Below are 25505 nucleotides of genomic sequence, written 5' to 3'. Positions count from 1 at the left end.
CCCAGGCATACGAGGACCAAGATCATGGCCGAACACACAGTCGCAGCCTTTGACGAAGATCTCGGACAGATCAGCAGGCTGATCCGCGACATGGGCGATCTCGCCTCATCGATGGTCGGCGGCGCGACCAAGGCGCTCCTGAATTCCGACAACGCGCTCGCCCAGCGCGTCGTCTCCGACGACGCGATCATGGATGCGCGCCAGCGCGAACTCGACGACCGCGCCATCACCCTGATCGCCAAGCGGCAGCCCATGGCGGACGATCTGCGCCATGTCGTCGGCTCGATCCGCATGGCGGGCGATCTCGAACGCATCGGCGATCTCGCCAAGAACATCGCCAAGCGCGTCGGCACCGTCGGCCTTGCCGCCACGCCGCGCGACCTGTCGCACTCCATCGACGCCATGGCGCAGCTTGTGCTGATCCAGGTCCAAGGCGTGATCGAGGAGTATGCGGCGCGCGATGCCGCGGCACTTGCCAAGCTGCGCGCCGACGATGAACGCATCGACGTCAAATACACGTCGGTCTTCCGCGAGCTGCTGACCTACATGATGGAGGATCCGCGCAACATCACCGCCTGCACGCATCTTTTGTTCTGCGCCAAGAATCTCGAGCGCATCGGCGATCACGTGACCAACATTGCCGAAAATGCCTATTATGTGCTGACCGGCACGCAATTGCCCGCCAATCGCCCGAAGCAGGACGAGACGGCGATGTCGGCGCCAGCGGCTTGACGGCAGGGGTGACCAGTCGATGATCGCGCCACGCATCATGGTGGTGGAGGACGAGGAGCCGCTGGGTGTGCTGCTCCGTTACAATCTGGAATCGGAGGGTTATCAGGTAGAGGTGGTGACGCGCGGCGACGAAGCCGAGATCCGCTTGCAGGAGAATGTCCCTGACCTTCTTGTGCTCGACTGGATGGTGCCGGCGGTGTCCGGCATCGAGCTCTGCCGCCGTCTCCGCATGCGGCCCGAGACCGAGCGGCTGCCGATCATCATGCTGACGGCGCGCGGCGAGGAAAGCGACCGGGTGCGCGGTCTCTCCACCGGCGCCGACGACTATCTGGTCAAGCCGTTCTCAACGCCGGAATTCATGGCACGCGTCAAGGCGCTGCTGCGCCGCGCCAAGCCCGAAGTTCTGTCCAGCGTGCTCAAGGTCGGCGACATCGTGCTCGACCGTGAATCGCACCGGGTCTACCGCAAGAAAAGCGAGATCCGGCTCGGGCCGACCGAGTTCCGCCTGCTCGAATTCATGATGCGACATCCCGGCCGCGTGTTCTCGCGCAGCCAACTGCTCGACAATGTCTGGGGCGAAACGATCTATATCGACGAGCGCACCGTGGACGTGCATGTCGGCCGGCTGCGCAAGGCGGTCAACAATGGCCGCATGCCTGACGTGATCCGCACCATTCGGGGCGCGGGGTATGCGATTCGCGAAGACTAGGGATATGTCACGCAACGTTCTCGCCCACGCCTGATTTCGCCTGTGCCCCCGGCGCGAAAATCTCCTGGTCGACGAAGGTCAGCGCGCGCATGGCGCAGCCCTCGCGGATCAGTGGCAGTTCGTTCGGCTCGGTGTCGAAGGAAATCGATTTCGAGTGCTGGCCGCCGGCGGTCTGGGCAATGGCCTCGCGCAGAGCCGGCTCGATCAGGTCGAAGGCGGCGGCGCTGACGCCGACCATGGCGACCGGCGCCGGATCGATCAGCGCGAACAGGCTGCCAAGGCCGTAACCCAGCGCCTCGCCGGCCTTGCGGTAGGCTTCGCGCTCCGGCCCGTCCTTTTCGCGCGCCGAGGCCGCCAGGGTGCGCATGTCGGCGTCGCTGACGTCGACGGGCTCGGTGTCCTCGCCAAGCTGCCTCGCGTTGCGCCAGATGGCATAGTTGCCGGCATAGGCCTCGACGCAGCCGCGCCGCCCGCAGCGGCAGAGCGCCCCGCCGGGGCGATGGATCATGTGGCCGAACTCGCCTCCGGATGAATGGGTGCCGGTGAACAGTTCACCCTTCAGCACCAAGCCCATGCCGATGCCGTGCGACAAAAGGATGGCGATGAAGTCGTCGCGGTAGCGCTGGGGATCGCGCCAGCGCAGCGCCACCGCCATCATGTTGCAATCGTTCTCCATGGTGGCGGGAATGCCGAACTCGGCCTCCAGTATGTCGGCGAAGGCGATGTCGGTCTGCGGCGTGATCGGCGACCACAGCATGGTGCGCGCATCCGTGTCGGTGATGCCCTGGATCGCCAGCGCGATACGGGCGATGCTGCCGACGTCGAGGTCGGGATCCTCGAACCGCCGCCTGACGATGGCCACGCATTCGCCGATCAGCGCCTCGCGCGACAGGGTGAGCGTGTCCAGCCGGCGCTGCTCTTCAGATATCACCTGGCCGGCATAGTCGATGACGGCGACGGAGAGAAAATTCAGCGACAGCACCACGGTCATCACCGCCGCGGCTTCAGGGTTGAGGCTGAGGCCGACCTGCGGCCGGCCGCGTTTCAGCGCACCGGCCTCGCTCGGCTTGCTCTGCGCCAGGATGCCTTCGCCAATCAGGTCGGAGGAGATCGCCGATATGGTGGAATGGCTGAGCCCGGTGGTCGCGGCAATCTCGGTGCGCGAGGGCTGCCCGGCACGGCGCACGGCCGCGATCACCATCGCCCGGTTGCGTCGGCGCAAATCGTCGTGGCGGATTCCGACCGACATGTTTCTCGCATCCTCCCCGTCGCCGCGTTCTCTCCCCAGGATCCCGACGACCGTCAAATACTGGCAGAACCGGCCTTGGCTGTCATTATTTATTCCGGAGCTCGAAAAAAATTCACGAGGACATCAAAATACATCAGAATCGACGTTGACAGCGTTCCGACGATGGACCAGTGTTTTTTCGAGGCTCGAAAAAATAGAGCCTTTGTGCCGGCCTACGGGCCTGTTTGGTCGCGCCATACGCGGCGCAGGGAGGATTAAGATGAAGAGATTCACAGCCGCCATCCTGGCGGGTGTCGCCATGTCGCTGACGCTCGCGTCGGTCGCGCAGGCGAAGGACAAGGTCATCGGCGTTTCCTGGTCGAACTTCCAGGAAGAGCGCTGGAAGACCGACGAGGCCGCCATGAAGAAGGCGATCGAAGCCGCCGGCGACAAGTATATTTCCGCCGACGCCCAGTCCAATCCCGGCAAGCAGCTCACCGACGTCGAGAGCCTGATCTCCCAGGGCGCCAATTCGCTGATCATCCTGGCGCAGGACGCCTCCGCCATCGGCCCGGCGGTGCAGAAGGCGCTCGACGAAGGCATTCCGGTCGTCGGCTATGACCGCCTGATCGAGAACAAGGACGTCTTCTATCTGACCTTCGACAACAAGGAAGTCGGCCGCATGCAGGCCCGCGAAGTGTTCAAGGTGAAGCCGGAAGGCAACTACGTCTTCATCAAGGGCTCGGGTGCCGATCCGAATGCCGATTTCCTGTTCTCGGGCTCCATGGAAGTGCTCAAGGACGCCATCGACAGCGGCAAGATCAAGAATGTCGGCGAAGCCTATACGGATGGCTGGCTGCCGGCCAATGCGCAGAAGAACATGGAGCAGTTCCTGACCGCCAACGACAACAAGGTCGACGCGGTCGTCGCGGCCAATGACGGCACTGCCGGCGGCGTCGTCGCGGCGCTGACGGCTCAAGGCCTGGCCGGTACCGTTCCGGTCTCGGGCCAGGACGGCGACCACGCGGCGCTGAACCGCATCGCGCTCGGCACGCAGACCGTGTCGGTGTGGAAGGACGCGCGTGAACTCGGCAAGAATGCCGCCGAGATCGCCTCGCAGCTGGCCGACGGCAAGAAGATGACCGATATCGCCGGCGTCAAGGACTTCACAACGCCCGGTGGGAACACCGTCAAATCGCTGTTCCTGACCCCGGTTGCGATCACCAAGGACAATCTCAACGTCGTCATCGACGCCGGCTGGATCAAGAAAGACGAGGTCTGTGCCGGCGTCGCGGCGGGCAGCGTCGCGGCCTGCAACTGATCTTCCATTTCATGCGATGAACGCCGCGGCTGCCAAGCCGCGGCGTTTTTTCAAGAAAATTTGTTTTTCCGCCCCGGGCGGGTAACTTCTAGGCTGGCTTCCGGCATCCCGCATCGGACGGGCAGGCCGGTGGGAGAAAATCATGACCGATACGACGTCCAACCCGCAGGCCGACACCGCGCGTGCGTCGGAACTCGGCGCCGTCGCCCGGTTCCTTAAGGCGACCGAGATCGACACGCGCATGCTCGGCATGATCGGCGCGCTGCTGCTGATCTGGATCGGGTTGCATGTCTTGTCCAGCCTGCGTCTCGGCGTCAATCCGCTCGATTTCGACAGCCGTACCTTTCTCACGCCGCGCAATCTGTGGAACCTGTCGGTGCAGACCTCGGCCGTCGCCATCATGGCCTGCGGCATGGTGCTGGTCATCGTCATGCGCAATATCGATCTGTCCGTCGGTTCCGCCGAAGGGTTGATCGGCATGGTCATGGGCTTCGCCCAAGTGCATTTCCTAGTGCGCTTCGTCGGGCTTGAGCTTGGCAACCCATGGATCTGGGTGCTGGCGCTGGTCATCGGCCTGGTGCTCGGTCTGTTGATCGGCGCCTTCCAGGGCTTTGTCATCGCCTATCTCGAAGTGCCGGCCTTTATCGTGACGCTGGGCGGGCTTCTGGTCTGGCGCGGTGCGGCATGGTGGGTTACCAGCGGCCAGACGGTGGCGCCGCTCAACGCGACGTTCCAGCTGATGGGCGGCGGCCCGGCCGGATCGATCGGCGCGACCTGGAGCTGGGTGGTCGGTATCGCCGCCTGCCTTGCGGTGGTGCTTGCGCTGTTCAACGGGCGGGTACAGCGCAAGCGCTTCCGTTTCCCGCTGCGTCCGATCTGGGCCGAGACGCTGATCGGCGTGCTGACCTGCGCCGTCATCATGGGCGCGGTTTGGCTGGCCAATTCCTATCCGTGGCCAGTCGGCATCGTGAACAGATATGCAGCCGCCAACAACATAACCGTGCCCGAGGGCGGCCTGTTCATCGCCCACGGCATCGCCATACCGGTGCTGATGGCCATCGCCGTCGGGCTGGTCATGACCTTCATCACCAAACGCACCCGTTTTGGTCGCTATGTCTTTGCCATTGGCGGCAATCCGGAAGCAGCCAACCTCGCCGGCATCAATACACGCTGGATCACGATGAAAGTGTTCATGATCATGGGCGTGCTGGCCACGATCGCCGCCGCGATCTCGTCGGCCCGGCAGAACTCGGCCACCAACGTGCTCGGAACGCTCGATGAATTGCTGGTGATCGCGGCGGCCGTCATCGGTGGCACGTCGCTCGCCGGCGGTTCGGGAACGATCATCGGCGCCATGCTGGGCGCGCTTCTGATGCAGTCGCTGCAATCCGGCATGGTGCTGCTCGGCGTCGACTCGCCTCTGCAGAGCATCGTCGTCGGCGCCGTGCTGGTCATCGCGGTGTGGCTCGACACCGTCTATCGCAAACGCGTTTGAGGGAGGAGGACAATCATGGCTGACAGGATCGCTCCCGCCGGCAACCCGCTGGTCGACATGCGCAACATCTCAATCGCGTTCGGCGGCATTCGCGCCGTCGACGATGCTTCGATCGATCTTTTCCCCGGCGAGGTCGTGGCCCTGCTCGGCCATAACGGCGCCGGCAAGTCGACACTGATCAAGATCCTGTCGGGCGCCTACAAGCGTGACGCGGGCCAAATCTTCGTCAACGGCGAAGAGGCTTCGATCTCCAACCCGCGCGATGCCAAGAAATACGGCATCGAGACGATCTACCAGACCCTGGCGCTCGCCGACAATGTCGACGCCGCCGCCAACCTGTTCCTCGGCCGCGAGCTGAGGACCGCCTGGGGCACGCTCGATGATGTCGCCATGGAGGCCGAGGCGCGCAAGGTGATGGGCAGGCTCAATCCCCGCTTCCAGCGCTTCAAGGAGCCGGTGATCAAGCTGTCGGGCGGACAGCGGCAGTCGGTGGCGATCGCACGCGCGATCCTGTTCAACGCCCGCATCCTGATCATGGACGAGCCGACGGCAGCACTTGGACCGCAGGAAACGGCCCAGGTCGGGGAACTGGTCAGGCAGCTCAAGTCCGACGGCATCGGCATCTTCCTGATCAGCCATGACATTCACGACGTATTCGAACTGGCCGACCGGGTGTGCGTCATGAAAAACGGCCAGGTCGTCGGCACTGCCCGCACCACCGATGTGACCCAGGACGAGGTGCTGGGCATGATCATCCTGGGCAAATGTCCGCCTGGCGCCATTCCCGGACCAGGCGCGTTGAAGATCGCTGCCTGAAGCCTGCTGGCCTGAGCCCGTTACCGATCTGCCGATCAGGTGATATGCCAGCCGGCGGGATGGCTTGGCCTTGCCATTGTGTTGACCGGGCGACTTGCCCATAAAGGGCTCACATGCTGATAGGCCGCATTATCCGTTGAAGAAGCTTTTTCCAATCGTCGCTTTCGTTGCCGTTGCGCTGATCAGCATGACAATGGCGGGGTTCGCCTATTTCGCGACGCAAGAGGCGGCTCGCATCAAGTTCGACGCGACCGCGGACGATGCGCTCAACCGTATCGAGAGCCGGATCGACCTGCAGCTGTCGCTGCTGCGCTCGTCGCAAGCCTTGTTCGACGCCCGCAATGGCGACATCTCGCAGAGCGAGTTCAAAGCGTTCTTCAATGCCCTCAATGTCGATACCAATTTCGCCGGCCTGCGCGGCATCGGCTTTCTCCGGCTGGTGAAAGCAGGCGACGAGGCGACGGTCGAGCGCGACATGCTGCATGACCAGGGCACCAGGCGTGCGATCTATCCGGACACCACCCAGCCATGGCGGACGCCCGTTGTGCTGTTCGAGCCGCTCGATCCGTCCAACAAGGCCAGCATCGGCTATGACATGTTCACCGAGCCCGTGCGGCGCGCGGCAATCGAGAAGGCAATGGCAGATGACCAGCAGCACGCGAGCGGGCTGGTGCAACTCGGCCAGGACACGGGTGCAGCACAGACCTTCACCGGCTTTCTCGTCTTCGTGCGGCTCAACGTCGAGACCGCACCTGATGCCATAAACGCATCGCGATCCTCGACGGTAGGCTTTCTCTACGCGGCCTTCCGGGCCAGGGAGCTGTTCCAGATCGCGCTCAGCCGCGCGCCGCTGCTGCCGGTCAACACCGAAATCTACGATGGCGCGGTCGATCCCGATCATCTGCTTTTCCGGTCGGAGACGCCGCCCGTCTCGGCCTTCGGCGACAGGCTGCTGGTTACTCGCAAGATCAGCGTGGCGGGCCGGCCGTGGACCGTGCAGTTCAGGCCGACAAGCGCCTTCTCGCAACCATCGTCGCGGGCCATCCCGGTCATGCTCGGCCTGTTCGGGCTGCTGCTGGCCGGCGCCATCGCGCTCGTCGCGCGCTATCAGGAGCGAGCCTACGAGGCAGCGTCGCTGCTGCACGAGACGACGGAAAAGAGCCTGCTCGAAAAGGATTTGATGCTGCAGGAGATGAAGCATCGCATCAAGAATTCGATCACGCGAGTGCTGGCGATCGCGCGCCAGACCGCGTCACGTGCCAGCGACGTCAATGAGTTCTCGGCATCGTTCTCGGCCCGGCTGCAGGCAATGGCCGCGTCCCAGGACATGCTGACGCGCTCGCGCTGGCAGAAGGCGGATCTCGGCGATCTCCTGCGCATCGAGCTTGGCCAGGTGTTCGGAAAGGAACTGCCGGAAGAGCTTTTGTCCGGGCCGGAGGTGCTGCTTGACGAAACCACGACGCAGGCACTGGGCCTCACCTTCCATGAACTGGCAACGAATGCGCTGAAATATGGCGAGGCCGGCAATACGGTCGGCGCCCTCAGGATCGAATGGTCGGTCGAAGGGCGCGGGCGTGACCGGGTCTTGGCTCTGAGCTGGCAGGAAACCGGGCAGAAGAAGGTCGACGCCCCGGCCACGACCGGCTTCGGCACCAAATTGATCGACCTCAATGTCACGCGTGAGCTGCGTGGCACGATCCACCGCGATTATCGCGATGACGGATTGAATGTGGAAATCAGGATTCCGCTGCCGGCGTGAAGGCCATCGGGCCTTGGCGGAATCGCTCCAGGCTTCACGCGGCGGCCAATAAATTGCCGCGCCGCTGCCGGGTTCGCGAATGAGCCCGGCAGCGCGCGATTCAAGTTGCTCGGAGCGGTTCAGCGTCGATAGATCGCCGATCCGCTCCTTGCTCGCAATTCCGGCGGGAAAACCGCTCCGCGCTTTTCCCGCCCGAATTGCCTTAGTTGCAGCGAGCCGTGTAGATGCGACCCCGATGATCGCGATACTGGCAGTATCCATTGCGCAGGTTGCGGACCAGCAGGCCGGAGCCGGCACCGACGGCCGCGCCGATCAGCGCGCCCTTGCCGCCGCCGACCAAGCCGCCCACGCCGGCGCCGATCAAGCCACCGCCGACGACATCCTGCTCGGTCGAGGTACAGCCGCTGACGGCGACCACGGCAGCCATGGCAATAAGAATTTTCCGCATAGGGTCACTCCTCACTTCGTGTCCTCACTTTAATAAGCTCCAGCCGTCACTTAGCATGAAAAAACGACCTTTGCTGCTCCAATTTATTGTTGGTGAAGAGAGTCTTTTTCTGGGCGCAGCTTTCCGATGCCTCGGCCGCCGAAAAACCCGAGCGATGTGCGCGCGCGAACGTGGGGGCGGGATCAGGCCAGCTGGGACAGGGCGATCAGGACAATTGCCGCGGCCAACGCCGGAGCGACGATGGGCAGGATGCCATGAGCAACCGGCGATGCCGTGGATGTCTCGGGATCCTGGAATTCGCTCATCGAAATGCGAGCGGCCTGCTCGAGTCTGTTGATATCGGCGACCGTCAAGGCGCTCCTCCCCACTATGCTGCGGCAAAGCCCTCGAAAGCATGCTCGTCGGCTCGGCAGTTCCATCGGTATCTGGCAAAAACAGCATCTGCTTCTATGGTGAACAGCCGGTTAAAAAATGGCGGTCGCCTACTCCGTCTCGAAATTGCCGTGCGGAACAACGAGATGGTATTCGAGGCGACCATCCGCGATCTCGAGGCGCGCCGTTCCGTTCAGGGAAGAGGGCACTACGCGTTCCAGTGCGACGCTGCCGAAGCGCTTTTTGCCCTCTTGGTTGCTGTCGGTTCCTATGGTTTCGGCCCAGGTCAGCGACAGGGCAATGCCGCCATCGGCGGCGGTGTCGAGGACGGCGGTCACTTCGACGAAGCCCTCCGGCCGCGACAGGGCGCCATAGCTGACCGAGTTGACGGCCAGTTCATGCATCGCAAGGCCGATATGCAGCGCGGCGTTGGGGTTGAGGTAAGGATTTGCGCCGCGGAAGCGAAGGCTGTGCGACGCGTCCGTCCCGTAGCGGCCGACCTGACCGGCGACGAGTTCGCGAAGGGCAGCACCGCGCCAGTTGGAGGAGGTTACCAAATCCTGGGAGGAGGCCAGCGACTGGAGCCGGCCGCGAAAGCGGGTCAGGAAATCGCCGATGCTGTCGGAATAGCGTCCCGTCTGGGTGGCGATGCTCTGGATGATTGCCAGCAAATTCTTCGAGCGGTGCGTGACTTCGCGCAACAGCGTCGTCAGCGTCTGTTCGCGGCGTCGCTGCTCGGTCGTCTCGACCATGGTGGTGACGACACCTTGCACGTCGCCGGCCTCGCCATGGTCGGCGTCGATCCAGACCTGAAACCAGCGCATGCCGTCCTCCATCGGGACGCCGATCTCGAGGCGCTGCGGATCGCCGCTTGCGACGACGTTGCGCTTGGCAGCGCCAATGCGGTCGGCCTGTGCCGGCGGCAGGATGCCGTCGCCCTCGCTGCTGTCGGCGGCCCAGGGCGCACGCATGTTCCGCGCCCAGACCGTTTTCATGTCGCGGTCCTGGTAGAGGACGGAAATGCCGGCATTGTGCAGTGCGTGGAGAAGCGCCCGGCCAAGTTGCATGCCGCTTTCGGCGGGATGCAGGGCGATGACCTCGTCCCCCCGCTCGTTCTTCTTGGTATCTCGAGCCCTGGAACGCATCCGACCTGTTCACCCAACTCAGGCTGAACGGCTCACCGTCCAATGGGTTCCAAGGCAGGTTTTACGGGAACCAGACGCCCCAAAAGCGGTCCGCCGGGCGGCGTCCTTGTGGGACACCACCCGGCGGTGGCTGGAAACCGTTTGAGGGGTGCGGCTTCCAGTGTTCGCCTGATAACTCTCAGGCCCGTCTGAACAGGCCGGCGAGAAGCGAAATGATGAGGAAAGCGAGAAAGATGAAGAACAATATCTGCGCTATCCCGGCAGATGTACCGGCAATGCCGCCGAAACCAAGCGCGCCGGCGATGATTGCCACGACAAGAAACACGAGCGCCCAGTAAAGCATGGTTCCATCTCCTTCCAACTATGTGAGAAAAACGTGGGTGGATGCGGTTTGTTCCACTTTTTGCCGAAAAAGACGATCCCCCCGCGCACCACCGTGGCGCGGAAAAGCAAGGCGCGGCCAGCGGAACCTTCCGGCTGGTCGCGCCCTGCTTTTGCGCGCGTTTGCGACTTCAGTTGCGCATGGCTATGCGGCTGCTTTCGCCTGCCGGTCGAAGAACAGAGCCTGGCTGATCAACGCCTTGACCATGTCCGGGTTGAACGGCTTCGTCACCAGGAAAGCCGGTTCGGGGCGCTCGCCGGTCAGGAGACGCTCGGGAAAGGCGGTGATGAAGATCACCGGCACGGAAGTCGACGACAGAATCTCGTTCACCGCCTCGATGCCCGAGCTGCCGTCGGCGAGTTGGATGTCCGCGAGCACCATCTTCGGCCGCGTCTTGCCGAACATCGTCACCGCTTCGGCATGGGTGCGGGCGGTGCCGACGACCCGATGGCCCAGGCTCTCGACCATCTCCTCTATGTCCATGGCGATCAGCGGTTCGTCCTCGATGATCAGCACGTCGGTCGCCACCTGACGGGAAATCTCGTTGCTCGCCTGGGCAAGCAGTTCTGAGAATTCCTGTTCGCCGACGCCAAGAATTTCGGCCGCCTCATCCTCGCTGAAACCCTCGACGGCCACCAGAAGGAAGGCCTGGCGGGGAAGCGGCGCGATCGCATTGAGATTGGCCGCGGCGCGCTGTTCCCATGCCGATTGCGCCTGTTCTTGTGGAACGCGGATGGCGACGGACGTGAACAGTTTGGCGAAGACCTTGTACAGCGCGATTCGGTCGCTGGATGCCTCGGGAAAAATGTCGACATCGGCGATGATGGCCTCGAGCATCGCGGCAACCAGCGCGTCGCCGCTCTCCTGCGATCCCGATACGGCACGCGAGAAGCGGCGCAGGAACGGCAGGTGCGGAGCGATGGTGGCGGATAAACTCATGACGGACGTCTCCCTCAGATGACGTGATTGACTAAAAATGCAGGTCAAGCCCCATTGCAAGCCCCAACGACACAAACGCGGGCTTTCGCAAAAAGTTCCGGCCCCGGGAACTAATACGCCTGAACGGCGTTTGAATTGGGGATGGGCAACCAGACGAGGATGCCGCTTGTGTTGTGTTGAGTTATGTTGAGCGGCTATGGGGCTGGATTAAAGGGCGAAATGAAGGAAATGACGAAAGATGTCTTGACTGGCGCCTCAATCAGGCGCCGGAACGGCGTGGGCGACCCGCTCGGGCCGAATTCCGAAATCGGACGCAAACTCAAGCAGTATTACGACGAGCTGGTCTCCGACGATGTGCCGGATCGTTTCGCGCAGTTGCTCAGCCAACTGGAGCGGGCCGAGCCCGCACAGAAAAAGGACTGAGGCATGGCAACGGTCTCACAAGGCTTCAAGACCGATCTGCTTGGGGCAATACCGAGCTTGCGTGCCTTCGCAGTGTCACTGACGCAGAATGCCGACAAGGCCGACGACCTCGTGCAGGAAACGCTGGTCAAGGCCTGGGACAAGCATGAGAGCTTTCAGCCCGGTACCAACCTGAAGGCATGGCTCTTCACCATCCTGCGCAACGAGTTCTATTCGCAGATGCGCAAACGCGGCCGCGAGGTGCAGGACAGCGACGGCATCATGACAGCCAGGCTTGCGGTGCATCCCGCCCAGCACGGCCAGCTCGACCTCAAGGATTTCCGCGGTGCGCTCGAGCAACTGCCCGAAGACCAGCGCGAGGCCATCATCCTCATCGGCGCCTCGGGCTTCTCTTACGAGGAGGCGGCCGAGATTTGCGGTTGCGCGGTCGGGACGATCAAGAGCCGCGTCAGCCGAGCCCGCACGCGCCTGCAGGAGATACTGAAAATCTCCGGCGAAGACGAGTACGGTCCCGATGCGATCTCAGCACAGGTCACGGGCACGGCGGCGCACTAAAAAAGCGTCGCATCGAAACGGCTGACAGAATCGCCATCGCATCCGCTCTGACTCTTACGCGACGCGACGTCGTCAGGCGGGCGGGACTCGTCCGCAGGCCCGGGCCACCGCTTCCACAAGATCTTCGCCCGAATAAGGTTTGCTGACCAGCCTTATCCCTGGAAAGGCAACCTTGATCTCGTCCGCATCCGAATAACCGGAGGCAAAGACGAAGGGCACGCCCGTTTCACGCAGGCGCGATGCAAAGTCGAAAGTCGGAGTGCCCCCCAGCATGAGGTCGACGATCGCCGCATCGAATTGGGTGGCAACCTGTCGACCATCGATCTCGGCCAGGTCGCGGACAAGCACTACGTCGTCGGCGCCGTGATCACGGCAAAGCTGCTCGACATCCATGGCGATGAGAAATTCATCTTCCAGGACAAGAATGCGCAATCCGTCAAGCAAAGGCGACACAGGCAATGGCTCCTTGAAACGCAGCGAGTCATGATCGCTATTTGACGCGCTGTCATTTAAAAAAGACATGCCACCGCAGCGGCTGAGCCCGCGGTTCTCGAGGAGCGGTCGAAATGTCAATCCAGAACGGCCTTGCTTCCTCCAGCCGCCGGTATGATTGCGAGAATTGCCCGCTGCGGCCGCTGCCGGGTTTCCGCAAATTCGAGAGATCGGAACTGGCCTTCATCGACAAATTGAAGAAAGGCGAGCTCGCGGTCGACAAGGGCGCAACGGTGCTGGTGGAAGGACGCCGCAGCACTCATCTCTACACGGTGCTGTCGGGCTGGGCTTTCCGCTACAAGCTGTTGTCGGATGGCCGCCGTCAAATCCTCAACTACGCCATCCCTGGAGATCTCATCGGGCTGCAAGGCAGCGTGATGGGCGAAATGCAGCATTCCGTCGAAGCCTTGTCGCCGATGCTGCTTTGCGTGTTCGAGCGGGAGTCCCTGCATGAGCTTTTCCGCAACCATCCGGGCCTGGCCTATGACATCACCTGGATCGCGTCGCGCGAGGAGCGGATGCTGGATGAGAACCTGCTCAGCGTCGGCCGCCGCAGCGCGATCGAGCGCACCGCCTATCTCATCGCCTTCATCGGCAGCCGGGCCAAGGCCGTTGGCCTCAATGGCGGGCGGCTCACCCGGATCGCGTTCACGCAGCAGCACATCGCCGATACGCTCGGGCTGTCGTTGGTCCATACCAACAAGACGATTCGCAAACTGATGGATCGCAAGCTGATCGCTTGGCGCGATGGCGGCTGCGAGATCATCGATCATGAAGGGTTGAAGCAGCTTGCCGGCTGGGAGGGGCTGGGCAAGGAACGACGGCCACTGATCTGATCGGATGCAGGAGGCCCCGTTTTGAGCTAGGGTCCAGATCGATGGAACCGGGACGGCCTCTATCCATTGGATTGAGCGTGATCTTTTGGCAAACCGACACCCGCTTTGCGGGATCATGCCCGTTTATCCGAGGGGCTCGGAACCTTGAGACATGCAGCGCGTTGAAATCAAAGCAATCACAGGGAGTTAAGCGATGGCAGCTGCCGCAGGAAAGAACGCAAGCGAAGCGCGGGCGAACTCGGACCTCGAAGCCGATATCAGGCAGTTGAAGGCCGATATCGACAAGCTGACGAAGCAGCTGGCAAAGACAGGTGAGCATGGATACGGCACCGCCCGCCGTGCCGCCGCCGAAGGTGTCGAGCATCTGCGCGCCCAAGGCGAGGCAGCCTTTGATAGCCTGCGCAGCAACACCAGGGATATAGAGGCGCAGATAGCGGCAAGCGTGCGCGAGAAGCCGGTGACTTCATTGGCGATCGCCGCCGGCGTTGGCTTCCTGTTCGCGCTCCTGGCGCGCCGCTAGTCCCGCTCAAATGGGATTGCTGGCTTCCCTTGTCTCGGGCCTGGCTTCGGGCGAAACCGTTGCAGCCATGCGCCGCGCGCGCACGGCTGCAATTGTCTATGCGCTTGCCGCGCTCGCGGCGCTGTGCGGTCTCGGCTTCCTGATCGGGGCCGGCTATATATGGGCTGCGGACCGCTATGGGCCGCTCGCGGCGGCGTTGGGCTTCGGCGTCGGCTTTCTGATCGTCGCGGGCCTGATCTTGCTGATCTATCGCTTCTCGGCCGGCTCGCGCGCACGGCGCCGGGCAGAACGGCGCAAGGCGGACATGACCGCAATCGGGGTCACCGCCGCACTGGCCGCTCTGCCGGCGCTGCTCAAGGGAAAGGGCGGCCTCGGGGCCATTCTCGGTCCCGCCGTGGCGTTGGCGGCTTATGCCATCTACCGCGAGAACGTGAAACCAGGTCCCGGCGGGCCGGCTGGCGGCGATCCTGATTGAGGCTGACCGGATGAAGGCTGCGTCCGGATTAAAGCTGGGCCGGTCACTTGGAGAGATCCTCCAGCGGCATGGATATTTCGGCAAAGACGCCTTCCGGCCGGAACTCGTGCGCCACTTCGCTGGAGATGACCTTGGCCAGGCTGCGGCGGATCAGGATCGAGCCGAAACCGTGCCGCTCGGGCGGGGCAACCGCAGGACCGCCGCTTTCGCGCCAGGTCAAGACAAGGCGCCGGTCGCTTTTTCTGCCTTGTGTCTTCCAGCTCAGATCGACCTTGCCGGATGTTGCCGACAGCGACCCATATTGTAGGGCGTTGCTGGCCAGTTCGTGCAAGATCAGGCCCAGCCCCACTGCCTGGTCCGGCGACAGCAACAGATCGGGACCGGTGATCGTCATGCGCAGTTGCTCGGCGGTGTCGAAGGGCCTCACCTCGATCTGGATGAGTTCATGGATGCCGATGCCGCGCCATTCCCGGTCGGACAGGAGATTATGGGCAATGCCGAGTGCCTGGAGCCGGGCGCCGAAGGCTTCCAGGAAAGCGCTCGGCTGCCGGGCATGGCGCACGGTCTGCGTCGCCAGCGCCTGAACGGTCGCCAGCGTGTTCTTGACGCGATGATTGAGTTCGCGAAGCAGCAGCCTTTGCCTTTCCTCCCCAAGCTTGCGTTCGGATATGTCGTAATTGACCCCGAAGATCAGCGTCGGCTTGCCGTCGCCATCGCGCTCGATGACGCGGCCGCGCGTCGCCAGCCAGCGGGGTGGATGGAAGCCTTTCACGCGGTACTCGCCGAAATAGTCGTCGCCGCCGGCCAAGGCGTCGCGGAAGCGGGTTTCGGTTTGATAGACGTCGCGTGGATCTATTGCCATCAGGATGTCGCGCGCCCGCAACCGGTTCGATCGCGGCAGATTGAACAATTCCGGCAGCAAACCATCGCATTCGATCATGTCGGTGCGGATGTCCCAGGCCCAGCTGGCAAGCGATGCCGCGTCGAGCGCTATGGCGCGCCGTTTTTCTTCGCGAACCAGCGCCGCCTCGGCGATGGCGCCGCTGCGCGTCGCATCCTTCAGCGTGAACAGGCTGGCGGCTAGGCCGGCCAGCGCCTTCAACTGGTCGAGCCTGACGCGCGATGGAAAGGGACGGGGCTTGCGGTCGAAAACGCAGAGCGTTCCGATCCTGGCGCCGGCGACGGTCACCGGCGCGCCCGCAAAGAAGCGGATGTGATGCTTGCCCGTGACCAGTGAGTTGGCTTTAAAACGCGGATCCAAGGTCGCGTCGGGTACCACCATCAGTTCGCCGCCCGCGGCAATCGCATGGGCGGAGAAGGAGATGTCGGTTGCGGTCTCGATCTCGTCCAGGCCGACACGCGACTTGAACCATTGCCGCTCGACGTCGACGAGCGTAACCAGCGCGATCGGTGCGCGCATGGCGGCCGCGGCAAGGCGGCTGACGCCGTCGAAGTCGGCGTCAGTCATCGTATCCAGCGCCTGCAAGCCGTGCAGCACGGCCAGCCGGCCGGCGTCGTTGACGACGTGCATTACTTCGGCCGGAAGGCCCGGCGCCAATTTCGCCGCCTTGTTCACCAGCGCCCCCGACGCTTCCTCGCGAGCCCTCCGACTTCGCCTTCCCGACTTGCCGGCGAAGGGCTTGGCCAAACGCGGAACCTTCGTAGCAAGGAACCGTTACCCGAAGATGTTTTGCCAGAGACGCTCAACGCGTCCACATCGCATCGAGGCCGGCTATGCCCAAGACCATTCCTGAAAACAAAGCGCGTCAGGGACACTGGGGCTGGCACGGCTTGCGGATCCTGATTGCGGGACTTCTCCTGGCCTTTGTCGTTTGGGGCATCGTCGAGATTTACGGCGAGTACACGAAATCCCCGACCACCGAACAAGGCAGCGCTCCGAGCGGCTAGTCTTCTGTTCCTCGTCGGCTGCCCCTGCATCAGGCCGCCTTTGCCCGCATGGCGTGCCGCGGCACCAGCACGTTCAAGGCGCCCGGGTGGATTTCGATGGTAATTTCGTCCTCGAGCTTGATAAGTTCACCGTCGAGGACGGCGCGGTATTTCCTGGCCGCCGACCGGATCTTCAGCACAGCCCGCTCTGTCTGATGGATTTCGACATGTTCATTGTCCCGCCATTTGCCACGCGCGACGTTGAAGAAGAACTTGACCAGTTCGGCGCGCTGCCGCGCGACCGTGACATAAATGCCGAGCACGCCGCCCGCCGGATTGTCGGCAAAGGGCAGGTGACCCTCTCCAAACAGGTTGTTGGTGACGCCGACGCCGGTGGTTCGCGCCGTGATCTCGGCCTCGCCAATGGTCAGGGTGACCGTCATCGCCGGCGGATTCTTGATCGTCTGCCAAGCCGCTTTCGCGGATGCCCGCATCTTGCCCAGCCGGGAGCCGAACTCCATGTTCTGGCGTAGCTGCACCATCTTGGCGTGCATGCCGATCGAGAACTGATGCACGAAAGGCCGGCCATTGGCGGTGGCGATGTCCACCGCCATCACCTCGCCATCGGCGAAGGATCGCAAAGCCGCATCGAGCGTCTGCGGGATGCCGAGCCCGCGCGCGAAGAGGTTCATGGTGCCTGCGGGCAATATGGCCAGCGCCTTTTTCTTGCCCATCAGCCGCGCCGCCGCCGCCGATATCGTGCCATCGCCGCCGCCGGCGAGAACCACGTCGATGCCGCGACGCGAAGCCGCGTTGTCCAATGCCGGCACGATGTCCTTGCCGGCAACCACGTCGATATCGATGGAATGGCCTGCTGCCTCCAGCAGGTCGCGCATGCGATCGCGAAAGCCATCCAGGTCGAGGGTGCGCAAGGTGCCACCGTCCCGGTTCAGCACCGCCGCAAACCGCATGTCCCCTCCGTGTTCTCAAAAAAACTCCGAGCCGGAGAAGCTCCAGCCGTCGGCTGAACGGCGCAAGTGGCAAAAAGGTTCCGGATGATGCGGCGAATTTCCCTTTGCAGCACGCAAGTTGCGGGCCGCGTGTGCGGAGAATATGCGTCCTGGCTTTTGTCGGAACAATGGGCGCAGTCACGACGTTGTGATCAGGCGAATGCCGCGTTCGCCCGTCGCCGGTGACGGCGGAGGCCGGTGCGGCATGCATGAAATCAGGCACGAGGAGACACCATCATGATCCGCAATCTTCTAGCCACGACTGCTCTTGCCATGTTCGTGGCGACGGGCGCGCATGCGCAGACAACTCCGACACCGGCTGCGCCTGGCGCGGAGCAACCCGCCGCTCCTGTGGTGCACGCCGAGGGCAGCATCGCCACCAACATCATCGGTGAATCGGTTTATAACGGCACCGGCGACAATGCCGAGAATATCGGCAAAGTAACCGACATCGTCTTCGACAAGGACGGTCAGGCCAAATCCATAGTCATCGGCGTCGGGGGCTTTCTGGGCGTCGGGACGAAGAATGTCGCGTTCGATTACGACAAGCTGCAGTGGGCCGAGAAAAACGGCGACCGCTGGCTGGTCGCCCAGACGACCAAGGACCAGTTGACGGCGCAGCCGGAGTTCGACACCAAGCCCTATGCTCCGGCACCGGCCGCATCGACAGCCGCACAGGCGCCGTCCACATCCGCGCCGAGCGATACCGCCCAGGCGCCAGTCGACATGAACGCGGCTCCGGCGGAACCGGTGAAGCGCGCCGACGGCAATCTCGCCACCAATATCATCGGTGAGAGCGTCTATAACGGGACCGGCGACGATGCGCAGAACATCGGCAACGTCAACGACATCGTCCTGACCAAGGAAGGCAAGGCGCAATCACTGGTCATCGGCGTCGGCGGCTTCCTCGGCATCGGCGAGAAGAACGTCACGTATGATTTCGGCAAGGCCCAGTGGGCCGAGAAAAACGGCGACCGCTGGCTGGTGGCTCAAACCACCAAGGAAGAGCTGCAGGCATTGCCGGACTTCAACCGCAAGGCTTATGATCCGGCTCCGGTCACGACGGCATCGAACGCACCTGCTGCGTCCACCCCGGCCGTCGCGCCGACAACCAATACGGCTCCGATGGACAAGACGGCGCAGGCCCCGTCCGCCTCCACGCCTGATGCGACCGCTCCCGACCAGACGAAGACCGCAGCGATCGACAAATCCAAACTGACCGAAATGCCTGTCGGCGAGGTCAGGGGCGACGATCTCAAGGGTACCACAGTTTATGGCGCCAACGACGTCAAGGTCGGCGAGATCGGCGATGTCGTGCTGACGCCCGACAACAAGACCGACGCGGTCATCGTGGATGTCGGCGGTTTCCTCGGCGTCGGCGAGAAGGAAGTCGCCGTCGGCATGGACAACTTGAAATTCATGACCGACAAGGACGGTAACAAATATCTCTACACGACCTTCACCAAGGAGCAGCTCGAGGCCCAGGCCGCCTATGACAAAGGCAGCTATGCGCAGAACCGCGAGCAGCAGCGGATGATCGTGAGATAGCAACAACGGCAGTAGGGCAGTAGGGCAGTAGGGCAGTAGGGCAGTAGGGCAGTAGGGATTCCCTATTCCCCTACTGCCCTACTTACATAGCCCACAACGCCATCCCTGGTCAGCTCCGCCAGCGCCAGCGACTGGTCGAGATGTTCGGCCCGCCAGGCAAGCAGCCGTTCGGCGAACTCGAGCCTGGTCGGGAGATAGGCGGGATCGGCGGCGAGATTGGCGAGCTCGGCGGGATCCTTCTCCAGGTCGAACAGCAAGGGCGGCAGGCCGCCGCCGAAATGCACATATTTGAATTTTTCCGTGCGGATCACGGCGAGATTGCACTGGCGCGAGGCATGGCCGAAATGCCGTTCGGCTTCGCCTTCCGCGATCGAACGAAAATCGAATTCCCAATGCGCGGCGTCGCGCCAGTCCGACGGCTCCTCGCCGACGATGAACGGCCGCAGCGAGTGACCGTCGAGATGCGGCGCCGGTTCGCCGCCCAGCAGGTCGAGCAAGGTCGGCAATATGTCCACCGCCTCGGTAAAGCGGTCGACGGCCACGCCTGCGGTGTGGCCGTGACGCGGGTCGCGGATGACCAGGGGGATATGATAGCTAGCGTCGAAGAAGCCGCCTTTGCCCAGCATGAAATGGTCGCCCATCATCTCGGCATGGTCGGAGGTAAGCACAACGATCGTGTCGTCCCACGCGCCCGCCGTCTTGACCGCCTGCCAGATACGGCCGAGCTGCGCATCGACTTCCGAGATCATGCCGTAATAGATCGCGCGGATGCGGCGGAAATCATCCTCGCTCCAGTCATGTACGCTGCCTGCGGCGCCAGGTCGAAACTTGTGCTTTTTCTGCCTGCCGAAATCGTAGGCGAGATAGGGATGGCTGTCCGCCTCTTTCTGCCAGCCTGCCGCGCGGCGAAAGCCGGGGCCGTCGGCGGGGTCGTACATCGCGTCGTATGGTGCAGGCGCGATGAAGGGCGGATGTGGGCTGAGGAAAGAGAGATGCGCGAACCAGGGCGCGGCATGCTCCTGTTCGCCCAGCCATCGGATGAATTCGCCGGCAAGAAAAGCCGTCGGCGTCTGCTCCTTCGAATAGACGGGCGGCGCAGTCGTCACGGAGCCGGCGTCGCCTGCCCCGTTCGCCGGTCGATGGATCGCGGGGGAGCCGGCGTCGGTATCGATGCCCTGCATTCCCAGCCATGACAGCCACTGCTTCTGATGCTCTGGCAGCAATTGGCGCACCGTGAAACCAGGAAGCACGCCTTCATAGCTTCGCAGCCGCGGATCAGCCGGAGCGAGCCGGCGCGGATCCAGCGATACGTCGGTGTAGCCGAACAGCGTCGGATCGTAGCCCAGCGCGCGCGCCGAAAGCGCCATATTGCCGTGACGGGCATCGAGCGGCGTGCCGTTGCGGCAAACCCGGTTATTCATCTGGTAGAGCCCGGTATAGAGGCAGGCACGGGCCGGCGAGCAGGGTGCCGCGCCGCCATAGTGCCGCTTGAACAATACGCCTTCCGCTGCCAATGCGTCGGCATTCGGCGTCTTCACCAGGGGATGGCCGGCCGCCGAAAGGCAATCGCCGCGCCATTGGTCGCAGGTGATCAGGAGAACGTTCGGACGCCTGCCTTTTCCGGTCACTGGCGATAATCCTTGGCTAATGTGCGAGCGTCGCTCATGGAACCGAAATCCCGCCCCGGCGCAAGCCTGGGCTGCTGGTGGATCGGTGAACAAACTGCTTTCGATTGTTCACTTCCAGAGTACAGTCCATCCCGTCTTTGTCGCCTTTGACGGGAACAGGCCGATGCTCATATTGGCGAGGACAGCGGCAGGGGCCGCAACAGAACAAGGGAGCAGCACTCATGCTCGATCAGATCAAGGGTTTGCATCACGTCACCTCGATGGCCAGCGATGCCCGCCAGAACAATGAGTTCTTCACTGGGAAGCTTGGCCTGCGCCGGGTCAAGAAAACGGTCAATTTCGACGCGCCCGACGTCTACCACCTCTACTATGCCGACGAGCTCGGCACGCCGGGTTCGGTGATGACCTATTTTCCGTTTCCCAATATCGGCAAGGGCCGTCACGGCGTCGGCGAAGTCGGCACCACCGCCTATTCGGTGCCGGAAGGCACGCTCGCCTATTGGGAAAGGCGCTTCGCCGAGGAAGGTATCGCCGGCCTGTCGCGCGAAGAGACCTTTGGCGAGAAGCGTCTGGCCTTCGCCGGACCGGACGGCGACGGTTTCGCGCTCGTCGAGGACAGGGCCGACACGCGCGCGCCATGGGCGAAGGGCGGCATCCCCGCCGACGAGGCGATCCGCGGCTTTCACTCCGTGTCGCTGCGCCTGAAGGATGGCGGCGCCACCGAGGAACTCTTGAAGTTCATGGGCTATGAGGAGGTCGACAAATCCGGCAATGTCCGGCGGCTGGCGATCAGGAACGGCAATGGCGCCGACGTCGTCGACATCGAATCGCTACCCGGTGCCGCCTTTGCCGATCTCGGCGCGGGCTCGGTCCATCACGTCGCTTTCGCCGTCGAGGATCGAGCCAGGCAGCTCGAAGTGCGCAAGGCGCTGATGGATACCGGCTACCAGGTGACGCCAGTGATCGACCGCGATTACTTCTGGGCGATCTATTTCCGCACGCCGGGCGGCGTTCTGTTCGAAGTCGCCACCAACGAGCCGGGCTTCGACCGCGACGAGGACACCGCCCATCTCGGTGAAGCTTTGAAGCTGCCGGCGCAGCATCAACACCTGCGGCCCTATCTCGAACAGCATCTGCAGAAGCTGGAAGACTGGGGGGCGGGGTCATGAGCACAGACAGCTACATCCACAAGGTGCTGCCCGGTTCGCCGGGCGGTCCGCTGCTCTTCGTCTTCCATGGCACCGGAGGCGACGAGGGCCAGCTCGTCTCGCTGGGGCGCGATCTCGCGCCCCAGGCAACCATCATCTCGCCACGCGGCGATGTGTCTGAACAAGGCGCTGCGCGCTTTTTCCGTCGCACCGGCGAGGGCGTCTATGACATGCAGGACCTGGCGCGCGCGACTAGGAAGATGGCGGGCTTCGTCAAGGCGCAGATAGCAGCGGCAAAACCGTCGGCGGTCTACGCTCTCGGCTATTCCAACGGCGCCAACATCCTGGCGTCGCTGCTGTTCGAAGCCCCTGACCTGTTCGACGCGGCAGTGCTGATGCACCCGCTGATCCCGTTCGAACCGGCGGTGAACGGGAGTCTTGCCGGGCGCCGCATTCTGGTGACCGCCGGCAGGCGGGATCCGATCTGTCCGCCGAACCTGACTTCGCGGCTCGAAGCCTATTTGCGCGCCGATGGCGCCGATGTCACAGTGGAGTGGCATGAAGGCGGGCACGATGTGCGGCCGAACGAAATCGAGGCGGCGCGGCAGCTCCTTGCCGGCGTGGCCCAAGGAGTAAGTGATGCCTGACCAACTGCCGGAGATCGAACTCGAAGATCGTGGTTCCAAGGGCCGCTACGTGCTGCGTGGTCCGGGCGGCGCCGAGGCGGAGATGACCTTCACCAGGATCGGCGAGCACCAGATCATCATCGACCACACCGAAGTGCCCGACGCGTTTCGCGGCCAGGGTGCCGGGCTTCGGCTCGTCACCCGCGCCGTCGAGGATGCGCGCGCGGCGGGCAAGAAGATCATCCCGCTCTGTCCCTTCGCCAACGCCCAGTTCCGCCGTCATCCGGAGTGGGCCGACGTGCTGAAGGGGTAGGATCAGCCGGCGCTTTGCCAGTCGGGACCCGCGGGAGTAAAACAGTGTGATAGGCCAGCACGGCTTTGGCATTTGCACGCTCGGCCCATCTTGCCTAAGTAGATATGATATATCGCGGGCGGCGTGCGACACATCGAACCGAATGATCCCTTCATGACCGAAACCGATCTCGTTCCCGTCTTCGACGGCCATAACGACACGCTGCTCAGACTCTATCAGTCGAAAGACCCGGACGTCGAAAAGCTGTTCATGGAAGGGAAATCGGGCGGCCATATCGACCTGCCGCGCGCACGGGCCGGCGGGTTTGCCGGCGGCATGTTCGCGATCTTCCCGCCCCCTGTCGAGAGAGGCCGGCGCGGCGCTGTCCCGTCGACGCCCAGCGATGCCGAGCCTTTGCCGCCCGAACTCCCGCACAGCGATGCGCTGGCCTCGACGATTGCGATGGCCTCGATCCTGTTCAGGCTGGAGCGGGCCGGAGCGCTGAGCGTCTGCCGCAATGCCGCAGATGTGCGCGGCGCCATGGCGCGCGAGTCGATCGCTGCGGTATTCCATATCGAAGGGGTCGAGGCGATCGATCCCGAACTCACCATGCTCGACGTGCTGCATGCCGCCGGCTTGCGCTCGCTCGGCATCGTCTGGAGCCGCCCGAACGCTTTCGGCCATGGCGTGCCGTTCCGCTTTCCGTCCTCGCCCGATACCGGTCCCGGCTTGACCGATGCCGGCAAGGCGCTGGTCAAGGCCTGCAACCAACTCAGGATCATGATCGACCTGTCGCATCTCAACGAGAAAGGCTTTCGCGATGTCGCCGCGCTCAGCGATGCGCCGCTGGTCGCGACCCATTCCAACGTGCATGCGATCTGCGGCCACTCACGCAATCTCACCGACTGGCAGCTCGGCGCGATTCGCGAAACCGGCGGCCTGGTCGGGCTGAACTTCGCCACCGGCTTCCTGCGCGAGGACGGAAAGATGAATGCCGATACCGGCCTCGACATCATGGTGCGCCACATCGATTCCCTGCTGCAGGCGCTGGGTGAGGATGGGGTTGGCCTCGGCTCCGATTTCGACGGAGCCATGATCCCGGCCGTCATTGGCGACGCCGCCGGCCTGCCGAAGCTCATCGATGCGCTCGCCGCACGCGGCTTCGGCCGCGCGCTGATCGAAAAGATCGCCTACCGAAACTGGCTGGCCATGCTGGAAAGAACCATAGGATAGGCAGGTCAGCCGAACCCCATGCGCTTCAGCCAGTCCTTGCCGACGCCGCGGTCGCGGATGATCGGCAGCGGGTTTTCCGAATCGAGCCGCGCGCAGATGCGGTAGACCTCAAGCGTCTCGGCGCTCATCTCGCCGCGCTTGTAGAAGAACATGGCGGCGGCATAGCGTGTGCGGCCCGACCATTTTTCGCCGAGCGGCGTGTTGACCAGTTCCCACTGTTCGGCCGCCTCTTCTTGCTGCTTGTCGGCTTCCTCGTCCATGGTCAGAAATCCGCCGGCGGATTGGCGGTGCGGCGATCGAGCTTGATGAACGGCCGCGGCACCACCTTGGCCCGCTTCATCAGCTTTTGGTATTGCAGCTCGCGCATTGCGTAGATCTCGACCCAGAGGTCGTCGACGACAGTATCACCATATGGTCGCACCAGCGAAGCGATGGCGATGTTGCGCTTGGCCATCGGCGACCACATGGCGGCGCTGACCAGCCCGACCTCCTGGCTCTTCCTGTGATAGACGATGGCGTGTTCGGCCGGGATGTTGCCTTCGATCTCCAGCCCGACCAGCACATGCCGCAGCTTGCGCTTGGCGCGCGCCTCGAAGATGGCGCGACGGCCGTTGAAATGGGCCTTTTCCAGACCGATCATGAAGCCGAGCCCGATCTCATCGGGCATGCGCAAGCGGTCGGCGCGGATGGCGTGTTCGGCCGTCGTGAAGTCGGCATTGGCGACGATCAGCCCGGCCTCGATCCGGGCGCGGCTGAGCGCGGCATAGCCGATGGCGCGGATGCCGCGCAGTTCGCCGGCCGCCATCAGCCGGTCCCACAGGCTCAGCGCCTTGTCGACCGGCATGAACAGTTCATAGCCGAGGTCGCCGGTGAAGCCGGTGCGCGAGATGGTGACGGTTTCGCCATCATGCGGGAATTCGGCGAGGTCGAATGCCTTCAGCTTTTCGACATCGGCAAAACCGGCATCACGCAGCACGGCGAAAGAGGTCGGACCTTGCAGTGCCAGGCCCGCGACGGCTTCGGTCTCTTCCTCCACCGTCACATCGAACCCGATGGCGCTGTCGAGCAGCCAAGGCAAATGCCGCTCCTGCGAGCACAGCCGGAACCGCGTTGGCGAGAGCCGGAACAGCGTGCCGTCATCGAGGACGAAGCCCTCGTCGTCGCACCACGCGGTATAATGGACGCGGCCCGGCTTCAGCCTGGTCACGTCGCGCAGCGTGACGCGGTCGAGGAAGGCCTCGGCGTCCGGTCCCTCGACGCGGTACTTGGTCATCGGCGAGATGTCGAAGAGCGCCGACTGGCTGCGAATGGCGAAATATTCGAGCTCCTCGTCCCACAGCGAATGGGGGGCGCGGTAGCCCGCCCAGTTGTACCAATCCTGGGTCTTGGCCAGAGCATCGATGCGCGGCTGGAACGGCGTGCCGAGACGCAACGTGCGGAAGTGGGATTGGGCGGCGATGCGGGCGGATGATGGTTGCTGATTCAT

General features: G+C 63.4%; 29 protein-coding genes. 17 read left to right on the top strand and 12 right to left on the bottom strand.

The features are described from left to right. The first annotated feature begins 24 nt into the window (after window positions 1-24). Both phoU and phoB read left to right on the top strand, forming a co-directional pair. Window positions 25-732 carry a phosphate signaling complex protein PhoU gene (gene phoU, locus FJ959_RS00430; protein WP_140500575.1) on the top strand — a complete coding sequence of 236 codons (708 nt, stop codon included), beginning with the start codon at window positions 25-27 and terminating at the stop codon, window positions 730-732. A gap of 19 nt (window positions 733-751) precedes the next feature. After that, window positions 752-1441 carry a phosphate regulon transcriptional regulator PhoB gene (gene phoB, locus FJ959_RS00425; protein WP_010911896.1) on the top strand — a complete coding sequence of 230 codons (690 nt, stop codon included), beginning with the start codon at window positions 752-754 and terminating at the stop codon, window positions 1439-1441. A gap of 7 nt (window positions 1442-1448) precedes the next feature. Here phoB and FJ959_RS00420 read toward each other — a convergent pair whose 3' ends face one another. Continuing rightward, complete coding sequence (locus tag FJ959_RS00420) at window positions 1449-2690, bottom strand: ROK family protein (protein ID WP_140500577.1); 1242 nt, start codon at window positions 2688-2690, stop codon at window positions 1449-1451. A gap of 259 nt (window positions 2691-2949) precedes the next feature. Between FJ959_RS00420 and xylF the strand changes: the two genes are divergently transcribed. The 4 genes from xylF to FJ959_RS00400 all read left to right on the top strand — a co-directional run bounded on the left by xylF (window position 2950) and on the right by FJ959_RS00400 (window position 8060). Beyond that, window positions 2950-3990, top strand: a complete 1041-nt coding sequence (gene xylF / locus FJ959_RS00415; protein ID WP_140500579.1) for a D-xylose ABC transporter substrate-binding protein — start codon at window positions 2950-2952, stop codon at window positions 3988-3990. A 142-nt stretch (window positions 3991-4132) separates the two neighbouring features. After that, window positions 4133-5485: a sugar ABC transporter permease gene (locus FJ959_RS00410; protein WP_140500580.1), complete on the top strand. Its 1353-nt coding sequence runs from the start codon at window positions 4133-4135 to the stop codon at window positions 5483-5485. Between the two features lie 15 nt (window positions 5486-5500). Further along, entirely contained in the window at window positions 5501-6301 is an 801-nt protein-coding gene (locus FJ959_RS00405; RefSeq protein ID WP_140500582.1) for an ATP-binding cassette domain-containing protein, read from the top strand. A 136-nt stretch (window positions 6302-6437) separates the two neighbouring features. Next, window positions 6438-8060: a CHASE domain-containing protein gene (locus FJ959_RS00400; RefSeq protein ID WP_140500584.1), complete on the top strand. Its 1623-nt coding sequence runs from the start codon at window positions 6438-6440 to the stop codon at window positions 8058-8060. Between the two features lie 202 nt (window positions 8061-8262). On the opposite strand, the gene FJ959_RS00395 is transcribed toward FJ959_RS00400, so the two are convergent. From FJ959_RS00395 to FJ959_RS00380, 5 genes are all read right to left on the bottom strand, one after another. Continuing rightward, complete coding sequence (locus tag FJ959_RS00395) at window positions 8263-8508, bottom strand: YMGG-like glycine zipper-containing protein (protein ID WP_140500585.1); 246 nt, start codon at window positions 8506-8508, stop codon at window positions 8263-8265. 182 nt (window positions 8509-8690) lie between these two features. Beyond that, window positions 8691-8861, bottom strand: coding sequence for a hypothetical protein (locus tag FJ959_RS31505; protein WP_181167424.1), 171 nt, complete (start codon window positions 8859-8861; stop codon window positions 8691-8693). Window positions 8862-8990: 129 nt separating this feature from the next. Then, on the bottom strand, window positions 8991-10025 hold the full coding sequence (locus FJ959_RS00390) for a PAS domain-containing sensor histidine kinase (protein ID WP_140500587.1): 1035 nt from the start codon (window positions 10023-10025) through the stop codon (window positions 8991-8993). A gap of 178 nt (window positions 10026-10203) precedes the next feature. After that, window positions 10204-10368, bottom strand: coding sequence for a DUF1328 domain-containing protein (locus FJ959_RS00385; protein WP_006203859.1), 165 nt, complete (start codon window positions 10366-10368; stop codon window positions 10204-10206). Window positions 10369-10551: 183 nt separating this feature from the next. Next, window positions 10552-11346: a response regulator gene (locus FJ959_RS00380; RefSeq protein WP_140500589.1), complete on the bottom strand. Its 795-nt coding sequence runs from the start codon at window positions 11344-11346 to the stop codon at window positions 10552-10554. A 219-nt stretch (window positions 11347-11565) separates the two neighbouring features. Here FJ959_RS00380 and FJ959_RS00375 point away from each other — a divergent pair, with 219 nt between their 5' ends. Further along, the gene (locus FJ959_RS00375) at window positions 11566-11769 is read left to right on the top strand and encodes a NepR family anti-sigma factor (protein WP_181165418.1); all 204 of its coding nucleotides are present in this window, start codon (window positions 11566-11568) and stop codon (window positions 11767-11769) included. A 3-nt stretch (window positions 11770-11772) separates the two neighbouring features. Next, a complete protein-coding gene (locus FJ959_RS00370; RefSeq protein ID WP_140500591.1) occupies window positions 11773-12324 on the top strand; it encodes an RNA polymerase sigma factor in 552 nt (183 codons plus the stop codon). A 72-nt stretch (window positions 12325-12396) separates the two neighbouring features. Here FJ959_RS00370 and FJ959_RS00365 read toward each other — a convergent pair whose 3' ends face one another. Beyond that, window positions 12397-12846, bottom strand: a complete 450-nt coding sequence (locus FJ959_RS00365; protein ID WP_140500637.1) for a response regulator — start codon at window positions 12844-12846, stop codon at window positions 12397-12399. Between the two features lie 44 nt (window positions 12847-12890). Here FJ959_RS00365 and FJ959_RS00360 point away from each other — a divergent pair, with 44 nt between their 5' ends. The 3 genes from FJ959_RS00360 to FJ959_RS00350 all read left to right on the top strand — a co-directional run bounded on the left by FJ959_RS00360 (window position 12891) and on the right by FJ959_RS00350 (window position 14647). Further along, on the top strand, window positions 12891-13652 hold the full coding sequence (locus FJ959_RS00360; protein ID WP_140525472.1) for a Crp/Fnr family transcriptional regulator: 762 nt from the start codon (window positions 12891-12893) through the stop codon (window positions 13650-13652). 193 nt (window positions 13653-13845) lie between these two features. After that, a complete protein-coding gene (locus tag FJ959_RS00355; RefSeq protein WP_140517891.1) occupies window positions 13846-14172 on the top strand; it encodes a DUF883 family protein in 327 nt (108 codons plus the stop codon). A 10-nt stretch (window positions 14173-14182) separates the two neighbouring features. Then, window positions 14183-14647, top strand: coding sequence for a hypothetical protein (locus tag FJ959_RS00350; RefSeq protein WP_140500594.1), 465 nt, complete (start codon window positions 14183-14185; stop codon window positions 14645-14647). 43 nt (window positions 14648-14690) lie between these two features. Here FJ959_RS00350 and FJ959_RS00345 read toward each other — a convergent pair whose 3' ends face one another. Next, window positions 14691-16223, bottom strand: coding sequence for an HWE histidine kinase domain-containing protein (locus FJ959_RS00345; RefSeq protein ID WP_224704190.1), 1533 nt, complete (start codon window positions 16221-16223; stop codon window positions 14691-14693). A 158-nt stretch (window positions 16224-16381) separates the two neighbouring features. Between FJ959_RS00345 and FJ959_RS31500 the strand changes: the two genes are divergently transcribed. After that, window positions 16382-16555: a hypothetical protein gene (locus tag FJ959_RS31500; RefSeq protein ID WP_181165417.1), complete on the top strand. Its 174-nt coding sequence runs from the start codon at window positions 16382-16384 to the stop codon at window positions 16553-16555. A 29-nt stretch (window positions 16556-16584) separates the two neighbouring features. On the opposite strand, the gene FJ959_RS00340 is transcribed toward FJ959_RS31500, so the two are convergent. Beyond that, entirely contained in the window at window positions 16585-17505 is a 921-nt protein-coding gene (locus FJ959_RS00340) for a diacylglycerol kinase family protein (RefSeq protein WP_140500595.1), read from the bottom strand. Window positions 17506-17781: 276 nt separating this feature from the next. Between FJ959_RS00340 and FJ959_RS00335 the strand changes: the two genes are divergently transcribed. Further along, window positions 17782-19092 (top strand): PRC-barrel domain-containing protein, encoded by a 1311-nt coding sequence (locus tag FJ959_RS00335; RefSeq protein ID WP_140517892.1) that lies wholly within the window; start codon window positions 17782-17784, stop codon window positions 19090-19092. A 62-nt stretch (window positions 19093-19154) separates the two neighbouring features. Here the strand turns inward: FJ959_RS00335 and FJ959_RS00330 are convergent, their stop codons facing one another. After that, the gene (locus FJ959_RS00330; RefSeq protein WP_140627923.1) at window positions 19155-20720 is read right to left on the bottom strand and encodes an alkaline phosphatase family protein; all 1566 of its coding nucleotides are present in this window, start codon (window positions 20718-20720) and stop codon (window positions 19155-19157) included. A 221-nt stretch (window positions 20721-20941) separates the two neighbouring features. On the opposite strand from FJ959_RS00330, the gene FJ959_RS00325 reads away from it, so the two are divergent. From FJ959_RS00325 to FJ959_RS00310, 4 genes are all read left to right on the top strand, one after another. Next, entirely contained in the window at window positions 20942-21889 is a 948-nt protein-coding gene (locus FJ959_RS00325; protein WP_140627920.1) for a VOC family protein, read from the top strand. Next, window positions 21886-22515 (top strand): alpha/beta hydrolase, encoded by a 630-nt coding sequence (locus FJ959_RS00320; RefSeq protein WP_140627917.1) that lies wholly within the window; start codon window positions 21886-21888, stop codon window positions 22513-22515. Before FJ959_RS00325 ends, FJ959_RS00320 begins: the two co-directional genes overlap by 4 nt. Then, on the top strand, window positions 22508-22807 hold the full coding sequence (locus FJ959_RS00315; RefSeq protein ID WP_140500600.1) for a GNAT family N-acetyltransferase: 300 nt from the start codon (window positions 22508-22510) through the stop codon (window positions 22805-22807). The genes FJ959_RS00320 and FJ959_RS00315 overlap by 8 nt, the downstream gene beginning before the upstream one ends. 153 nt (window positions 22808-22960) lie before the next feature. Then, window positions 22961-24019 carry a dipeptidase gene (locus FJ959_RS00310; protein ID WP_140627914.1) on the top strand — a complete coding sequence of 353 codons (1059 nt, stop codon included), beginning with the start codon at window positions 22961-22963 and terminating at the stop codon, window positions 24017-24019. A 5-nt stretch (window positions 24020-24024) separates the two neighbouring features. Here the strand turns inward: FJ959_RS00310 and FJ959_RS00305 are convergent, their stop codons facing one another. Together FJ959_RS00305 and FJ959_RS00300 are read right to left on the bottom strand one after the other, a co-directional pair. Continuing rightward, on the bottom strand, window positions 24025-24279 hold the full coding sequence (locus tag FJ959_RS00305) for a hypothetical protein (protein ID WP_140500602.1): 255 nt from the start codon (window positions 24277-24279) through the stop codon (window positions 24025-24027). A 2-nt stretch (window positions 24280-24281) separates the two neighbouring features. Then, window positions 24282-25505: an aminomethyltransferase family protein gene (locus tag FJ959_RS00300; RefSeq protein ID WP_140627911.1), complete on the bottom strand. Its 1224-nt coding sequence runs from the start codon at window positions 25503-25505 to the stop codon at window positions 24282-24284.

Source organism: Mesorhizobium sp. B2-2-4 (assembly GCF_006442375.1).
GTDB lineage: Bacteria > Pseudomonadota > Alphaproteobacteria > Rhizobiales > Rhizobiaceae > Mesorhizobium.
This window is presented reverse-complemented; position numbering and strand designations above follow the sequence as displayed.

Excerpts from the sequence above, each read along its gene's own strand:
- FJ959_RS00300 (WP_140627911.1), bottom strand. The coding sequence starts at position 25,505 with ATGAATCAGCAACCATCATCCGCCCGCATCGCCGCCCAATCCCACTTC.
- FJ959_RS00385 (WP_006203859.1), bottom strand. The coding sequence starts at position 10,368 with ATGCTTTACTGGGCGCTCGTGTTTCTTGTCGTGGCAATCATCGCCGGC.
- FJ959_RS00375 (WP_181165418.1), top strand. The coding sequence starts at position 11,566 with ATGAAGGAAATGACGAAAGATGTCTTGACTGGCGCCTCAATCAGGCGC.
- FJ959_RS00380 (WP_140500589.1), bottom strand. The coding sequence starts at position 11,346 with ATGAGTTTATCCGCCACCATCGCTCCGCACCTGCCGTTCCTGCGCCGC.
- FJ959_RS00340 (WP_140500595.1), bottom strand. The coding sequence starts at position 17,505 with ATGCGGTTTGCGGCGGTGCTGAACCGGGACGGTGGCACCTTGCGCACC.
- FJ959_RS00395 (WP_140500585.1), bottom strand. The coding sequence starts at position 8,508 with ATGCGGAAAATTCTTATTGCCATGGCTGCCGTGGTCGCCGTCAGCGGC.
- FJ959_RS00370 (WP_140500591.1), top strand. The coding sequence starts at position 11,773 with ATGGCAACGGTCTCACAAGGCTTCAAGACCGATCTGCTTGGGGCAATA.
- FJ959_RS00390 (WP_140500587.1), bottom strand. The coding sequence starts at position 10,025 with ATGCGTTCCAGGGCTCGAGATACCAAGAAGAACGAGCGGGGGGACGAG.
- FJ959_RS00350 (WP_140500594.1), top strand. The coding sequence starts at position 14,183 with ATGGGATTGCTGGCTTCCCTTGTCTCGGGCCTGGCTTCGGGCGAAACC.
- FJ959_RS00360 (WP_140525472.1), top strand. The coding sequence starts at position 12,891 with ATGTCAATCCAGAACGGCCTTGCTTCCTCCAGCCGCCGGTATGATTGC.
- FJ959_RS00410 (WP_140500580.1), top strand. The coding sequence starts at position 4,133 with ATGACCGATACGACGTCCAACCCGCAGGCCGACACCGCGCGTGCGTCG.
- FJ959_RS00310 (WP_140627914.1), top strand. The coding sequence starts at position 22,961 with ATGACCGAAACCGATCTCGTTCCCGTCTTCGACGGCCATAACGACACG.
- FJ959_RS00405 (WP_140500582.1), top strand. The coding sequence starts at position 5,501 with ATGGCTGACAGGATCGCTCCCGCCGGCAACCCGCTGGTCGACATGCGC.
- FJ959_RS00335 (WP_140517892.1), top strand. The coding sequence starts at position 17,782 with ATGATCCGCAATCTTCTAGCCACGACTGCTCTTGCCATGTTCGTGGCG.
- phoU (WP_140500575.1), top strand. The coding sequence starts at position 25 with ATGGCCGAACACACAGTCGCAGCCTTTGACGAAGATCTCGGACAGATC.
- xylF (WP_140500579.1), top strand. The coding sequence starts at position 2,950 with ATGAAGAGATTCACAGCCGCCATCCTGGCGGGTGTCGCCATGTCGCTG.
- FJ959_RS00365 (WP_140500637.1), bottom strand. The coding sequence starts at position 12,846 with ATGTCTTTTTTAAATGACAGCGCGTCAAATAGCGATCATGACTCGCTG.
- phoB (WP_010911896.1), top strand. The coding sequence starts at position 752 with ATGATCGCGCCACGCATCATGGTGGTGGAGGACGAGGAGCCGCTGGGT.
- FJ959_RS00420 (WP_140500577.1), bottom strand. The coding sequence starts at position 2,690 with ATGTCGGTCGGAATCCGCCACGACGATTTGCGCCGACGCAACCGGGCG.
- FJ959_RS00315 (WP_140500600.1), top strand. The coding sequence starts at position 22,508 with ATGCCTGACCAACTGCCGGAGATCGAACTCGAAGATCGTGGTTCCAAG.
- FJ959_RS00305 (WP_140500602.1), bottom strand. The coding sequence starts at position 24,279 with ATGGACGAGGAAGCCGACAAGCAGCAAGAAGAGGCGGCCGAACAGTGG.
- FJ959_RS00355 (WP_140517891.1), top strand. The coding sequence starts at position 13,846 with ATGGCAGCTGCCGCAGGAAAGAACGCAAGCGAAGCGCGGGCGAACTCG.
- FJ959_RS00320 (WP_140627917.1), top strand. The coding sequence starts at position 21,886 with ATGAGCACAGACAGCTACATCCACAAGGTGCTGCCCGGTTCGCCGGGC.
- FJ959_RS31500 (WP_181165417.1), top strand. The coding sequence starts at position 16,382 with ATGCCCAAGACCATTCCTGAAAACAAAGCGCGTCAGGGACACTGGGGC.
- FJ959_RS00325 (WP_140627920.1), top strand. The coding sequence starts at position 20,942 with ATGCTCGATCAGATCAAGGGTTTGCATCACGTCACCTCGATGGCCAGC.